This window comes from Actinoplanes sp. NPDC049681, assembly GCF_044465265.1.
In the GTDB taxonomy this organism is placed as follows: Bacteria; Actinomycetota; Actinomycetes; order Mycobacteriales; family Micromonosporaceae; genus Actinoplanes.
On record NZ_JBITLP010000001.1, the window covers coordinates 1 to 13,568 of the forward strand.

Below are 13,568 nucleotides of genomic sequence, written 5' to 3' on the forward strand. Positions count from 1 at the left end.
TTCGTCCTGAGCCAGGATCAAACTCTCCAACAAAAACCTTTGTTGTGAATCCATCCCGGCAACAAAAAATGCTGCCAAAGGAATCCCACCAGACACACAAAGCATCTGGCCGGGGTAAATCAAATTGGCACTGGCTTATCAAGCACCCTGTTGAGTTCTCAAAGAACAACCACACACCGAGAAACTTGCCGCCTCACTCAGCGGCCCGCCCCCGGGGCACTCGTTCAACTTTACTAGGTCCTTCAGGCCCTGTCAACCGGTATTTCCCGGTTCGTGCCGTTCGTTCCTAGCGCACCCTTCGTACCGGGCCCGGGGCGGCACTGCACAGGGCAGCATCGCTACGATCCCGAAGTTCGAAGGATTTGGCAGGACGGCCGGTCCGCGGTCTTCCTGGTTACTGGTCTCCCAGTCCCTCAGGCCGTTCCGCTTGCCTCGCCCGTTTCCCTGCCGGCTCGGAAAACATTACCCGAGCGTTCCCGCAGCGCCAAATCGGCCCCCCGTGTGCCGCACCACAGGGGGCTTGAGCTGGGCGAACGGGTGTCAGGGAGTGGCGATGGACAGCACGCCGTCCCGGATACGCGTACGCAACGTCGGCTGATCACCCGCCGCGGGACCGTGCATGACCACGCCGTCGCGCAACCGGAAGGTGCTTCCGTGCCACGGGCAGACCACACACGCGTCCCGCCCGGAGCCTTCAACCTCTCCCTCTCCCAGGGGACCGCCCTGGTGCCCGCACTGCTCGACCATGGCTGTCACGTCGTCACCCAGGCGGTACAGGAGAACCCGAACGCCGTCGATCGTGCGTACCGTCGGACGGCCTTCCGGGAGCGAAGCGACCTCCCCCACCTCGGCCCAGTCCTCGGGCAGGCGGAACAGCTCCGGGGAGGCGACATTCATGCCGGCGCCCTGCTCGTACGAGAGGTGCCCGCCCAGGTAGGCCCCGCCGCCGGCGACCGACAGACCGGCGTACGCGAGAAGGCGCCCCATCCCGTAACGCCCGGAGGAGCGGGCGACGAGCGACCCCACATACAGCCCGAGTGCGACGGCGTTGGCCGTCGCGTGCACGAGGCCGACCCGGCGCTGATCCTTGGCCAGCGACGACCAGTCGACCCAGCCCGCCGCGATGGCCGGCGCCGTGGCGGCTGTCCCGACCGCGATGAGGGTGGTGGCAGCCTTGCGCTGGCCGGGCAGAGCGTCCAGGACGGCGGCACTCATGAATGCGCCCACCGGGACCTGGACCAGGACCGGGTGCAGAGGGTGCCCGAGCCAGGTTCCGTGCAGCAGGTCACGCAACCGCTTGGGCTTGGCGACGCTCTGGACGGCGCCCTGAAGGCGCTCGCTGATCGGGTCCAGGGCCGTGGCCTTCTCGAGCCGGGAGATCATCTGCCGCAACATGCGTACGAGGTACCCCGGATGCGGCGTCCCCATGCCGGCGCATGAAGCTCGAACCTGACGGGTACTCAGCGGGCCCTCGACACGGGAGGACATATGGCCGCCACGACGCCGGTAGACCGGTTGCGTCCCGGCGATCACGCGTGCTTGACCTTCTCCGATCCGCAGGAGCGGCTTGACATCCTGGCCGCCTTCGCCGCGGCCGGCCGGGACCGGGGGGACAAGGTGGTGTGCTTCACGGACGCGCTGAGCGTCGACGAGCTCACGGCCGATCTCCTCGAGCGGGGCCTCGACCCGGGACCCGACATCAGCGTGGTTCCCGTCGACCGGCTGTGGGGCGGAGTGGCGGCACCGGAGGCGGCCACCATGGTCGAGCTGCTGGCGCGCGAGGTGCGGCAGGCCGAGGCGGAGGGGCGCAGCGGGCTACGGATCACGGCCGACATGTGCTGGGCGGCGCGGCCGCAGGCCAACGCCGAGCAGCTGCTCGTGTTCGAGTCGGAGATCGGCCGCCTGTTCGCCGACGGCCGGCTTACCGCCGTCTGTGAGTACGACCGTGAGAGCTTCGACCCGGTGACACTCGGCTACGCGGCACGGGTTCACCGGCGTACGGTCGCGGCGACGGTCTACCACGAGGATCCGGTCCTGCGGATCTGCCGCCAGCACGTGCCCCCGGGCGTACGCGTAGCGGGCGAGCTCGACCACACGCGCGCCGATGTGCTGAGCGACGCCCTCGCCGAAGCCGTACGCCTGGATCCCGACATCCACCTGAACCTGAATCAGCTGCACTTCCTCGACGCGGCCGCCGCGGCGGTCATCCTGCGCACCGCGGCGAACCTGCCGACCGGCCGCAGGATGGTCGTGGTTTGCGGGGAACCGATCGAGCAGGCCTTGACGACCGCGGGGGCGGCAGGCGTCCCGGCATTGCGGATGCTGGTTCGCCATGGTGAGCGCTGACCTGGCGGGCTCGGCCCCGAGCCGCGGCCTTCGGAACAGACCTCCGCGGGTCGCCTCCCGGGATGTTCGCCGCCCCAAAGCTGATGCGACTCGCATCCTGCTCGACCAGACGTTCGAGCGGACCGGCCTGACCGCCCTCCGCCTGGCAGTGGCCGCACAGGCCGCCGCCGTGACGGACGAGCAGACCGCCGAGGTGGTGATGCTCATCGCGCACGAGCTCTCCAGCAACTGCGTGCGGCACGGCGGCGGAACGGGGCGGCTCCGCCTGTGGGTCGCCGCGGGCAGCCTGCATTGCGAGCTCAGCGACAACGGCCCGGGCATCACCGACCCGGGCGACGCGGGCCACCACCTGCCGACGCCGGCCAACTCCGGTGGGCGCGGCCTGTGGATCGCCCGGAAGATGTCGGATCTGCACATCTCGACCGACGCCTCCGGCACGACGGTGACTGCGGTCGTCGCCCTCAGCCAGGCTTGACTCAAAGCTGCCGCATCGCGTCTCCGATCGCCCGGTGGAACGTCGGGTAGGCCCAGATCGTGGCCTGGAGGGTGGCGATCGGCACGGCAGCCTTGACCGCCACCGACAGGGCCCCCAGCACCTCCCCGCCGGACGGGCCGGCGCTGGTCGCCCCGACGAGCACACCGCGGGAACGGTCGGCGACCACCTTGATGAACCCGTCATTGCCCGGTCCGTGGATGAAACCGCGAGACGACGACGGCAGGCTCGAGAACCCCACCTGCACATCGATGCCCGCGTCCCGGGCCTGCTTCTCGGTGAGTCCTACGGCGCCGATCTCCGGATCGGTGAAGGTGACCCTGGGCCGCGCGTGGTAATCCGCGGCGGGTCCGCCCTGGCCGAGGATGTCCCGGACGACCACGTCGGCCTCGTACATGGCCATGTGGGTGAAGGCGCCGTTGCCGGTCACGTCACCGGCGGCCCAGATGTTGTCGCCCGCGCGCATCCGGTCGTCCGTCGTGAGGAATCGAGCTGCCGGGTCGAGTCCGACGTTCTCGAGTCCCAGGCCGTCGAGCCGGGCGGCGCGGCCGGTGGCGACGAGCATGCGTTCGCCCGTGACCGTCGAGCCGTCGGAAAGCGTGACCGTGAACAGGTCGCCTGAGTGCTCGACCTGCTGTGCCCGTACCCCGGTATGGGTTTTGATCCCGTCTTTTGCGAGGGCGGCGGCGACCGTGTCGGAGCTTTCCGGCTCCTCCATCGCGAGGAGGCGGTCGCTGCCTTCGATGATCGTGACGGCGACGCCGAAACGGGCCATGACCTGGGAGAGTTCCACCCCGATGGCACCCCCGCCGAGAACGACGAGCGTGGCGGGCAGGCTCTCGGTCTCGACGGCCTCACGGTTCGTCCAGTACGGCGTGCCGGCCAGCCCGGGGATCGGCGGAATCACGGCAGCGGTCCCGGTGGCGATGACGATGCCGCGGCCGGCCACGAATTCCTCATCGCCCACGCGCACGCGGCCCGGTCCGGTGATCATGGCCCGGCCCCGGACGAACCGGCCGCCCTTGCCGACGAATCGGTCCACAGCGACCTTGTCGTCCCAGGTGTCGGTCGCCTCCTCGCGGATCCGGCGAGCGACCGGCGACCAGTCGGGTTGGACCTGCGAGGCTCCGGCCAGCCCCGGGATGCGCCTGGCTTCCGCGAGCGCGTTGCCCGCGCGGATCATCATTTTTGTCGGGATGCATCCCCAGTAGGGGCATTCGCCGCCGACCAGCGTGTGCTCCACGCCGACCACCGACAGGCCCGCCTCGGCAAGCCGGCCCGCGGCCTCCTCGCCCCCCACGCCGAGCCCGATGACGATCACATCAACCTGCTGTCTCTCAGCCATACGGGTCAGCCTTCCACTTTTCGCGGGTACGGTGCGCGGCGTGGCTGACGAGCTGTGGATAACTGGGAAGATCGCCCCCGGATACGAGGCGGCGCGCGAGGCGTTCGTGCAGCACCTGAGCGGTGGATCGGCATTGTGTGTGCTGCGCCACGGCGAGGTGGTCGTGAATCTGGTCGAGGGTTGGCGCGACGCCGGACGCACCCGGCCGTGGGACGCGAAAACGCTGGTCAACGTCTATTCGGTCGGCAAGCCGATCATCGCCGTGGCGGTCCTGATGCTGGTCGCGCGGGGATTGGTCCGGCTCGACGATCCGGTCGCCCGGCACTGGCCCGGATTCCGGACGGATGCCTCCGTACGCCAGGTGCTGACCCACACGTCGGGCCTGCCGAGCTTTCCGGTCCCGCGCGATTCGTCCACGTGGGCGGACTGGGAGTTGCTCTGCGGCGATCTGGCCGAGGCCGAGCCGGAATGGCCGCCGGGCACGGTGGCAGCGGAGCACGCGCTCACCTACGGACATCTTCTCGGCGAGATCGTGCGGCGGGTGACCGGGCGGGAGCCGGGCGCCTTCGTCGCCGAGGAGATAGCGCGGCCCTGGGGCCTCGATCTCTTCTTCGGTGTGGATCCAGCCGACCTCGCGCGGTGCGCCGACCTGGAGTTCGACCGCCCGGACCGGCCGGAACTCATGCTCGGCGAGCCGGGTTCGGTCCACGCTCGTGCCGTCTCGAATCCCGCCGGCGCCCGCGACCTCGCGGTCGTCAACAGCGACCGGTGGCGCACCGCCGTGGTGCCGGCCGTGAACCTGCACTCGACCGCCGAGGGGATCGCGCGCTTTTATGCCGGTCTTCTCGCGGGTGGTGACCTCGACGGCCACCGCCTGCTCAGCCGGTCGCTGGTCGAGGAACTGACCGCCGCCCAGTTCACCGGTATGGATCGGTTCATCGGTCGCGAGACGACGTGGGGCCTCGGTGTGCAGCTCGAGAGCGACGGCACGTGGGGCATGGGCGGACTCGGCGGCAATGCCGGTTGGGCCGATCCCGCACGCGGGCACGCCATCGCCTATGTCACCCGGCAGCTCGGGGACTTCGACCGGGTCAACGCGATCGAGGCCGCGATCTCGTCGGTCGAACCTCTCAACTAGCCCTCGCCGCAACCGATCCTGAACCCCCGCGGAAGAGGAATCACCGAGAAGGGGGGCGGTCGTGAGGGGGCGATGGCAGGCCGGGCTGGTGTCTGTCATCCTCGCGACCGCCGCTCTGGCGCTGCCCGCGGCATCGTCCGCGGGCAGCGCCGGCCTCACCGCCGCGCCCGCCGGCACCAGGGCGATGTGGCTGTGGGGCGACGACCCCGCCGACGAGGTGGTGGACTGGGCGTCCCGCAAGCACGTGTCGGAGATCTTCGTCTACGTGTCGCCGTCCGTGCTGACCAACGGTGACCTGGCCCGGCTGCAGGAGATGCACGAGCTGGCCGCTCCACTGAACATCAAGCTGCGCGCGCTCGGCGGCGATCCCACCTGGGTCACCAACCATGCGGCGGCCCTCGCCTGGCAGCGGGCGGTCGTGTCCACCGGGCTCTTCTCCGGGATCCACGCCGACGTCGAGCCTTACCTCACCCCCGGCTGGACGTCGAGCCTCCAGTCCACCGAGACGTCCTACTTGAAGCTGCTCGACAAGCTGCGTCTCGGCAGCACGCTGCCGCTCGAGGTCGACGTGCCGTTCTGGTTCGGCGAATACCGGGTCGGGCGCACGAATCTGGCGGACGAGGTGCTGCGTCGCGTCACCGCCGTGACCGTCATGAGCTACCGCGACACCGGCACCGGGCCGAACTCCATGCTGGCGATCAGTCAGGACTGGCTGGCGCGTGGCAAGGCGGCGGGCAAGCGGGTGCGTCTCGGGGCGGAGACCGGCCCGTTGGCGGACTGCGCCTACTGCACATTTGCCGAGGAAGGCGAGACACGCCTCCAGGAGGCGATGACCGAAGTGGACGCCGCGACGCGTACGACGGCGGCCTTCGCCGGCATCGCGGTGCACCACTACAGCGCGTGGCAAGCGCTGCCCGACTGAGGTTTCCGGCCCAGGATCCGGGGGCAGGTTGTCGCGGGTCCTGCCGGCCTTCAACGGACGAACGCAACGGGCCGGCAGGACCCGCTTTCCACCCGGCGAACCGCGTGGAAACCTCATGGCCGCAACCAGACCGCTTCGTCGCGGTGCGACTCCAGCGGCGCCGGATAGTCGAGGCCTGCACGCACCGTATCCGGCAAGCGCCATGGTTGGTGCACGGCCTTGCCGGAGATCGATGTCAATTCCGGTACGTAACGACGAACGTACACGCCGTCGGGATCGAAGCGCTCGGCCTGGCGGATCGGATTGAAGCGCCGATACGGCTTGGTGTCGTTCCCGGTGCCCGCCACCCACTGCCAGTTGCCGGAGTTGTTGGCGACGTCGCCGTCGTTGAGCCAGCGGAAGAACCACTTCACCCCGTCGCGCCAGTCGAGGCCGAGGTGCTTGGTCAGGAACGCGGCGGTGATCAGGCGCGCCCTGTTGTGCATGTAGCCCTCGGCCCGTAGCTGGCGCATACCGGCGTCGACGACGGGCACGCCGGTGAGTCCGTCCTGCCAGTGCTGCAGCGCGTCCGCGTCGGCACGCCATTCGCTGTCGCCCGCCGCACGGTAGGCCTCAGTCGAGATCTTCGGGAACGCGTGGGCGACCTGGTAGTAGAAGTCCCGCCAGCCGAGCTGGCGGAGAAAGGCCGCCGGTCCGGCGCCGTCCAACGCTCGCGCCGCGTTCGCCACGGTCAACGGCGAAAGACAACCGAAGCGAAGGTACGCACTGAGCCGCGAGGTGCCGTCAGCAGCCATGTCGTCGTGGAGGTCGTCGTACGGCCCGACATGGCGCAGCCAGGTCTTGAGGCGCCGCTGCCCCTCGGCCTCGCCGCCGTCCAGTGCCGCCGCCGACTCCCCCGCCGGAAGCTCGGGCAAGCGGCCGACGTCGAGCCCCTCCGGCAACGTGATTCTGGTCGGCGCCGCGACCTCGTCCCGCCACTTCGCCGACTCCCACGCGCGGTAATAGGGCGAGAAGACCCGGTAATGCGCTCCACCACCGCCGGGGCTCACGTCTCCCGGCGGCACGACCGTGGTGCCCGGGAAGAGTCGGAGCGATATGCGGTGCCCTTCGCATTCCTGAGCCAGGCGGCGCTCCCGGCGCTGCGCGTATCCGCTGACGTCCTGCGTGAGCGCAATGCCGTCGGCCTCCACCTCGCGGGCCAGCTTGAGGGTCTCGGCCACCGGGTCGCCCTCGCGGATGACCAGGTCGCCGCCGAGCCGGCGAAGGCTCGCGGCCAGATCCCCGAGGCTCTGATGCAGGAAGCGTGCGCGGTTGGGAGACAGCGCCAGCAAGTGGGGGTCCAGGACGAAGAGCGGCACGATCCGTTCGGCGTTGACACAAGCCGCCGCGAGCGCTGGGTTGTCGTGCACCCGCAGGTCGCGGGTGAAAAGGACGATGACCGTACGCATGTCAGCCGCGCACAAGAGCCGGAACCGGCGTGCCGGCGCGGGTCAACAGGGATTCGAGCGCGACCCGGGCCCGGCGCTGGTTGGGGACGGTCGCGCGACGCATGAAGACGTCATAGTCGGCGGCGACCACCTCGTCGAGGATTCCGGCATACAGGCGGTAGGCGGTCCGCATGCAGGCCTGAGAGCCGGGCAGCAGCAAGGGGATGCCGGGGGCCGCGGCGGCGTAGTGCTCGTCGGCCCGGGCCACCTCGGCGCGGATGAGCGCCTTGATGGCCGGCGTCGACCGGGCGACGGCACGTGCCTGCAGCAGGTCTTCACGGGTCACGCCGAACTCGGCGAGGTGCGCGTCGGGGAGATAGGTGCGCCCCCGGTCGAGGTCCTCGCCGACGTCTCGGATGAAGTTGGTCAGCTGGAAGGCGAGCCCGAGCTGACGTGCCGGTTCTCGGGCGGCGGCCGGGTCGCGGGAACCGAGGATCGGCAACATCATCGTGCCGATGACGGCGGCCGAACCCTCCATGTAGCCGAGGAGGTCGTCGTAGGTCGCGTACGAGGTGACGGTGAGGTCCATCGCCATGCTGCGCAGGAACGCGTCGAAGTCGTCCACGTCCAGGTCGAAGACCGCGATCGTGTGGAGGATCGCCGGGAGCAGCGGGTCCTCGACGTGTTCGCCCCGGAGGCCCGCGAGGAAGTGATCGGACCACTCCGTCAGCCGCTCGGCCCGCTCCGCCGGTGGAAGGTCATCGGTGCGGTCGACGATCTCGTCGGCGTAGCGGGTGAACCCGTAGAGAGCGTGGACATGCCTGCGCTTCCACGCGGGTAGTAGCCGTGTCGCCAGGTAATAGGTGCGGCCGTGGCGCCGATGCAGCTCGCGGCAGCGTTCGTAGGCCGCTGCCAGATCTGTCTCCACCCGAGCCTCCTGGAAATAAATCGACTCACGAATCGACGCAACACGCAGCCTACGGTAATCTCCTCCTCGTGGCCAACGACATCCTCGTGGGAACCCGCCGCTGCGGGGTCCCCTACCAGCCGATCCCCTCGGACGGCCTGGTCAACGCCGTCGAGGGGACGCTGGCCGAGTTCCTGGCCGGCCAGATTGCCGCCTTCGACGCCGTCGACCCGGCCCTCGGCCGCTTCGCCCGCATCACCCGCGACCTGGTGCTGGCCGGCGGCAAACGACTCAGGCCCACCTTCGCCTACTGGGGTTGGCGTGGCGTGATCGGAGGTCGTGAGCCGGTCGACTCCGTCCTGCCGGCCCTGGCGGCACTCGAGCTCATGCACACCTTCGCGCTGGTGCACGACGACGTGATGGACGGTTCCGCGACCCGCCGCGGCCGTCCCACCGCCCACCGTCTCTTCGCCGCCGAGCACGCCGGCGCCGGCCGGCTCGGGGACCCCGGCCAGTTCGGCGAGACGTCGGCGATCCTCGTCGGTGACCTCTGTCTCGTCTGGGCCGATCAACTGATCGCGCAGACGGCGGTTACCACGGCGACGCTCTTCGGAGTCCGCGCGTGCTACGACCGGATGCGGGTCGAGACCGTCGCGGGCCAGTATCTCGACGTGCTGGGCGAGACCCAGCCGCAGGAGTGGTCGCTCGACCGGGCGCTGGTGGTCGCCCGCCACAAGACGGCAAGCTACACGGTGCAGCGTCCGCTCCAGTTCGGGCTGGCCTTGGCCGGGCCGATGCGCGGCGCCGCACCCGCCATCAACGACGCCTATCAGACCTACGGCCTCGCGATCGGCGAAGCCTTCCAGCTGTGCGACGACCTCCTCGGGGTCTACGGAGACCCGGAGATCACCGGCAAGCCGGCGAGCGACGACCTGCGCACCGGCAAGCCGACCGCCCTGCTGATGCTGGCCCATCGGCTCGCGACCCCCGCCCAGCGCGCCGAGCTGGCACAGACTCCCGCCGGAGCCGTCATCCCCGCCGACGGCTCCGGCGGGCTTTTCTCCTCGGCTCTTCCGTCACCCAACGGTGATGCCGGAGACGTCGCGACTCCACAGCGCGCGCCCCTGCGGCTTACGCCGTCGGAGGCACAGATTGCCCGGCAGGCGGAAATCATCGCGGAGACCGGGGCGGTGGCCGAGGTCGAGGCGATGATCCGGCAGCGCGTCGACACCGCAGTCGCCGCTCTGCGCGACGCACCCATCCACCCCGACGCGCGCGCCGCGCTCATAGACCTGGCGGTCACCGCCACCCACCGGCCAGCATGATGGGACGCCGATCCGAGGCGTTGCGGCCGCCCCCCCAACCGTTTGGAGCTGGTGACGTGCGGACAGTGACAGGACCGACCGACCATGTGGTGGTCGTCGGTGCCGGGCTGGGCGGCCTGGCCTGTGCGCTGCACCTCGCGGCGGCCGGGCGTCAGGTGACGGTCGTGGAGCGCGAGCCGGTGCCCGGCGGCCGGGCGGGACGCCTTTCCGTCGACGGATACGAGTTCGACACCGGTCCGACCGTGCTCACCATGCCGGAGCTCATCGCCGAGCCGCTCGCCGCCGTCGGTGAGAAGTTGTCCGACTGGCTGGAGCTCACGCCGCTCGACCCGGCCTACCGGGCGTACTACCCCGACGGCTCCACACTGGACGTGCTGACCGACACGGTCCGCATGGCGGGCGAGATCTCCCGGGTCTGCGGGCCTCGCGAGGCGGACGGCTACCTGCGGTTCGTGGACTTCGCCCGCGGACTGTGGCGGCTCGAGCGCGACCACTTCATCGATCGCAATCTCGACAGCCCGATCGACCTGCTCAACCTCAACCTGGTGAAGCTGCTGGCGATGGGCGGGTTCCGCCGGCTCCAGCCGAAGATCAACGAATACTTCCGTGATCCCCGTACCCAAAGGATCTTCTCCTTCCAGGCCATGTATGCGGGCCTGGCGCCGCACGACGCTCTCGCCATCTACGCAGTGATCGCGTATCTCGACTCGGTCGCCGGGGTCTTCTTCCCTCGCGGCGGCATGCATGCCGTGCCGAAGGCGCTGGCCGGCGCCGCCGAGAAGCACGGCGTCCAGTTCCGTTACGAGACCACGGTCACCGGGGTCGAGACGCGCCACGGCCGCGCAACCGGCGTCATCACCGACACGGGTGAGCGCATCGCCGCCGACGTCGTCGTCCTGAACCCGGACCTTCCGGTCGCCTACCGCGATCTGCTGCCGCCGCGGCGACCCCGGAAGCTGCGGTATTCGCCCTCGTGCGTGGTGCTGCACATCGGCTCCGACCGCACATATTCCAAGATCGCGCACCACAACATCCACTTCGGTGCCGCGTGGCGGGGCACGTTCGACGAGGTCATCCGGCAAGGTCTGCTGATGAGCGACCCGTCACTGCTGGTGACCAACCCCAGCCGCAGCGACCCTGGGGTGGCGCCGGCCGGCCGGCAGACCTACTACGTGCTGGCGCCCACGCCGAACCTCGACACCGCGCCGTTCGCCTGGCAGGGCGGGCTGGGCCGGCGGTACGCGGACGAACTGCTACGCGTGCTGGAGCAGCGCGGATACGTAGGATTCCGAGACGGCGTCGAGGTCGAACGGATCATCACGCCGGACGACTGGTCGGCGCAGGGCATGGCCGCCGGCACGCCGTTCGCGTCGTCGCACACGTTCGCGCAGACGGGACCGTTCCGGCCGGGAAATCTGCATCCGTCGCTACCCAACGTGGTTTTCACCGGCTCGGGCACACAGCCCGGCGTCGGAGTCCCGATGGTGTTGATCTCGGGGAAGCTGGCGGCCGGCCGCATCACCGCGGCAACGGCCGAGGGAGAGCTGGTGGGCGTACGCCATGAATGACGCAGAAAGGCAAGCCGACATGACGGGCTCCCGCGAAGCGCACCTCGTCGAGCTGGTCGACCCCGACGGGGCGGCCGTGGGCGAGGTCACGGTCGACGAGGCCCACCGCGCGCCGGGCCTGCTGCACCGCGCCTTCTCCGTGTTCCTGCAGGACTCGTCCGGCCGGGTGCTGCTGCAACAGCGCGCAGCCGTCAAGACCCGCTTCCCGCTGCGCTGGGCCAACACCTGCTGCGGTCACCCCGTGCCCGGCGAGCCCCTCGACGTTGCCGCCAAGCGCCGGCTGGTCGAGGAGATCGGCGTGGACGGCGTCGAACTGCACGAGGTGGGGGTGTATTCCTACTACGCGGAAGACCCCGCGACCGGGCGCGTGGAGTATGAGTACGACCACGTACTGGTGGGCCGCCTGGATGCTGACGCGGCCCTCCTCCCCGACCCGGACGAGGTGGCCGACGTGCGCTGGGTGTCGCTCGACGAGCTCCGGCTCGCCGTTTCGCAGGAGCCGCGGGCGTACGCGCCGTGGCTGTCCGGTGTCGCGGGTCGCCTCCACGAGCACCTCCACCCCGACGACACTACGGAGCGGTCAGGTGGCCGATGAGGCCCTGACGGCCGGGGCGGTGGCGCGCCGTCTGGGGGTGGCCGTCACCACTCTGCGTACGTGGCACCAGCGGTACGGGCTGGGGCCGAGCCACCACGTGCCCGGACAGCACCGGCGGTACACGCCGGAAGATATGGAGCGGCTGCAGGTCATGCGCCGGCTGACGGCGCAGGGCGTGGCACCGGCCGAGGCGGCGGCGTGGGCGCGGCGCGTGCCTGTGCCGATCGACGTGCCGCGGCCTGCTGCCGGGACAGAGGCTGTGTCCGGCCAGTCGCCGGGGCTAGTCGAAGCGACCGGTGGACCGCAGTCGTCCTCGGCCGCCGGAGTGGGCTCCCCTGGCGGAACAAGCGCGACCGGCGAATCGAACCCAGCCAGTGAGTCGGGGTCGGCCGGCGGGCCGCGGCCGGCCGGTGAGCCAGGACCGACCGGTGGGCCGGGGTCGGCCGGTGGAACCGACGCACCTGGGGAATTCGTCTCCCCCGGATCCGGCTCACCCAGCGCCTCCTCATCGGTGACTGCCGCAGAGACCCCGCTCGAGAGCCCTCACCCGAACGAGTGGCACGCCGAACGCGAAGCGAGCCTGGATCCCGAGCCCGGTTCCGGCGGCGAGGCGGAATTCGGACGGCCGGCGAGCTCGGGACGCGGGATGACGATCGACACCGCGTGGCCGGAGGTCACCGGCCGCCTCCGGGTGACCATGCGGGACGGCGGCGGGCACACCATCCGTACCGGCAGGGCCGGACCCGCGGCCCGAGGCCTTGCCCGCGCCGCCATGCGTCTCGACGGGCCGGCCGTGCGCGACCTGCTCGAGATGACCGTGGTCAGTCGCGGCGTCATGGGTGCATGGGACGAAGTGATCATGCCGGTGCTGATCGGAATCGGTGAGCGGTACGAGGCCACCAGGCGCTTCATCGAGGTGGAGCACCTGATCTCGCGTTGCGTGACGGAGGTGCTGGGTTCGGTGCCCCGGCCGCCGAGCAGCCGCACCCCGCGGGTCCTGCTTGCCGCCGCCGACGAGGAGCAGCACACCCTGCCTCTCGAGGCTTTGGCCGCGGCGTTGGCCGAGAGCGGGGTGCCCAGCCGTCTGCTCGGCGCACGGGTGCCGCCGCAGGCTTTGAACGACGCGGTGGCGCGTACCGGGCCGATCGCGGTGGTGCTGTGGTCGCAGCTGCCCGACACCGGGGACCCGGTGCAGTGGGTGCGGTTGTTGTCCTCCGGGCATGCGCCGCTGCTTGCCGGGGCTGCCGGGCCGGGATGGCCTGCCGAGCGTCTGCCGGAGGGAGTCGTGCGGCTCGGCAGCCTGCGCGAGGCGGTCCATCTCCTGGCGATGGCGGTCAGCCCGGACACGCCCGACCCGGCACAAGCGGAAGAAGCGCATCGACGCACCTGAGCTCCGTAAGGGCGCAACCACGAAAGGCGAAGCGCCGAGCCGGGACTGTCACGGCCCTAAGAAGGCGACGCAGGGAGTGGCGCTCGGCACACCGTCGCCCCGATCGCCTCAG

The 13,568-nt window shown here is 70.3% G+C and carries 12 protein-coding genes and 1 pseudogene; 9 read left to right on the forward strand and 4 right to left on the reverse strand.

Translation table 11 applies throughout. The features are described from left to right. Nucleotides 1–540: 540 nt before the first annotated feature. Nucleotides 541–1,395, reverse strand: coding sequence for a Rieske 2Fe-2S domain-containing protein (locus ACIBO8_RS00005; protein ID WP_396112870.1), 855 nt, complete (start codon nucleotides 1,393–1,395; stop codon nucleotides 541–543). A 144-nt stretch (nucleotides 1,396–1,539) separates the two neighbouring features. On the opposite strand from ACIBO8_RS00005, the gene ACIBO8_RS00010 reads away from it, so the two are divergent. Together ACIBO8_RS00010 and ACIBO8_RS00015 are read left to right on the forward strand one after the other, a co-directional pair. After that, complete coding sequence (locus ACIBO8_RS00010) at nucleotides 1,540–2,346, forward strand: MEDS domain-containing protein (RefSeq protein ID WP_396112871.1); 807 nt, start codon at nucleotides 1,540–1,542, stop codon at nucleotides 2,344–2,346. Next, nucleotides 2,333–2,821, forward strand: a complete 489-nt coding sequence (locus ACIBO8_RS00015) for an ATP-binding protein (RefSeq protein ID WP_396112872.1) — start codon at nucleotides 2,333–2,335, stop codon at nucleotides 2,819–2,821. Before ACIBO8_RS00010 ends, ACIBO8_RS00015 begins: the two co-directional genes overlap by 14 nt. Before the next feature lies 1 nt (nucleotide 2,822). Here ACIBO8_RS00015 and ACIBO8_RS00020 read toward each other — a convergent pair whose 3' ends face one another. Further along, nucleotides 2,823–4,184 carry a dihydrolipoyl dehydrogenase family protein gene (locus ACIBO8_RS00020; RefSeq protein ID WP_396112873.1) on the reverse strand — a complete coding sequence of 454 codons (1,362 nt, stop codon included), beginning with the start codon at nucleotides 4,182–4,184 and terminating at the stop codon, nucleotides 2,823–2,825. A 40-nt stretch (nucleotides 4,185–4,224) separates the two neighbouring features. On the opposite strand from ACIBO8_RS00020, the gene ACIBO8_RS00025 reads away from it, so the two are divergent. Together ACIBO8_RS00025 and ACIBO8_RS00030 are read left to right on the forward strand one after the other, a co-directional pair. Further along, on the forward strand, nucleotides 4,225–5,322 hold the full coding sequence (locus ACIBO8_RS00025; RefSeq protein ID WP_396112874.1) for a serine hydrolase domain-containing protein: 1,098 nt from the start codon (nucleotides 4,225–4,227) through the stop codon (nucleotides 5,320–5,322). An 88-nt stretch (nucleotides 5,323–5,410) separates the two neighbouring features. Next, entirely contained in the window at nucleotides 5,411–6,244 is an 834-nt protein-coding gene (locus ACIBO8_RS00030) for a hypothetical protein (protein ID WP_396112876.1), read from the forward strand. A 113-nt stretch (nucleotides 6,245–6,357) separates the two neighbouring features. Here the strand turns inward: ACIBO8_RS00030 and ACIBO8_RS00035 are convergent, their stop codons facing one another. Together ACIBO8_RS00035 and ACIBO8_RS00040 are read right to left on the reverse strand one after the other, a co-directional pair. Next, entirely contained in the window at nucleotides 6,358–7,692 is a 1,335-nt protein-coding gene (locus ACIBO8_RS00035; RefSeq protein WP_396112877.1) for a cryptochrome/photolyase family protein, read from the reverse strand. A 1-nt stretch (nucleotide 7,693) separates the two neighbouring features. After that, a complete protein-coding gene (locus tag ACIBO8_RS00040; protein ID WP_396112878.1) occupies nucleotides 7,694–8,599 on the reverse strand; it encodes a phytoene/squalene synthase family protein in 906 nt (301 codons plus the stop codon). A 68-nt stretch (nucleotides 8,600–8,667) separates the two neighbouring features. Here ACIBO8_RS00040 and ACIBO8_RS00045 point away from each other — a divergent pair, with 68 nt between their 5' ends. The 5 genes and pseudogenes from ACIBO8_RS00045 to ACIBO8_RS00065 all read left to right on the forward strand — a co-directional run bounded on the left by ACIBO8_RS00045 (nucleotide 8,668) and on the right by ACIBO8_RS00065 (nucleotide 13,456). Then, nucleotides 8,668–9,903: a polyprenyl synthetase family protein gene (locus tag ACIBO8_RS00045; RefSeq protein WP_396112879.1), complete on the forward strand. Its 1,236-nt coding sequence runs from the start codon at nucleotides 8,668–8,670 to the stop codon at nucleotides 9,901–9,903. Nucleotides 9,904–9,959: 56 nt separating this feature from the next. Next, nucleotides 9,960–11,471, forward strand: coding sequence for a phytoene desaturase family protein (gene crtI / locus ACIBO8_RS00050; protein ID WP_396112880.1), 1,512 nt, complete (start codon nucleotides 9,960–9,962; stop codon nucleotides 11,469–11,471). Between the two features lie 19 nt (nucleotides 11,472–11,490). After that, entirely contained in the window at nucleotides 11,491–12,066 is a 576-nt protein-coding gene (gene idi, locus ACIBO8_RS00055) for an isopentenyl-diphosphate Delta-isomerase (RefSeq protein WP_396112881.1), read from the forward strand. A 19-nt stretch (nucleotides 12,067–12,085) separates the two neighbouring features. Further along, nucleotides 12,086–12,253 (forward strand): annotated as a pseudogene (locus ACIBO8_RS00060) (MerR family transcriptional regulator); the annotation flags it as partial. 459 nt (nucleotides 12,254–12,712) lie between these two features. Beyond that, nucleotides 12,713–13,456 carry a B12-binding domain-containing protein gene (locus ACIBO8_RS00065; protein WP_396113835.1) on the forward strand — a complete coding sequence of 248 codons (744 nt, stop codon included), beginning with the start codon at nucleotides 12,713–12,715 and terminating at the stop codon, nucleotides 13,454–13,456. The last annotated feature ends 112 nt before the right edge of the window (nucleotides 13,457–13,568 follow it).

Bases quoted from the DNA above. Each gene is read 5' to 3' on its own strand.
- idi (WP_396112881.1), top strand. From the start codon at position 11,491: ATGACGGGCTCCCGCGAAGCGCACCTCGTCGAGCTGGTCGACCCCGAC.
- ACIBO8_RS00005 (WP_396112870.1), bottom strand. From the start codon at position 1,395: ATGTTGCGGCAGATGATCTCCCGGCTCGAGAAGGCCACGGCCCTGGAC.
- ACIBO8_RS00035 (WP_396112877.1), bottom strand. From the start codon at position 7,692: ATGCGTACGGTCATCGTCCTTTTCACCCGCGACCTGCGGGTGCACGAC.
- ACIBO8_RS00015 (WP_396112872.1), top strand. From the start codon at position 2,333: ATGGTGAGCGCTGACCTGGCGGGCTCGGCCCCGAGCCGCGGCCTTCGG.
- ACIBO8_RS00065 (WP_396113835.1), top strand. From the start codon at position 12,713: ATGACGATCGACACCGCGTGGCCGGAGGTCACCGGCCGCCTCCGGGTG.
- ACIBO8_RS00020 (WP_396112873.1), bottom strand. From the start codon at position 4,184: ATGGCTGAGAGACAGCAGGTTGATGTGATCGTCATCGGGCTCGGCGTG.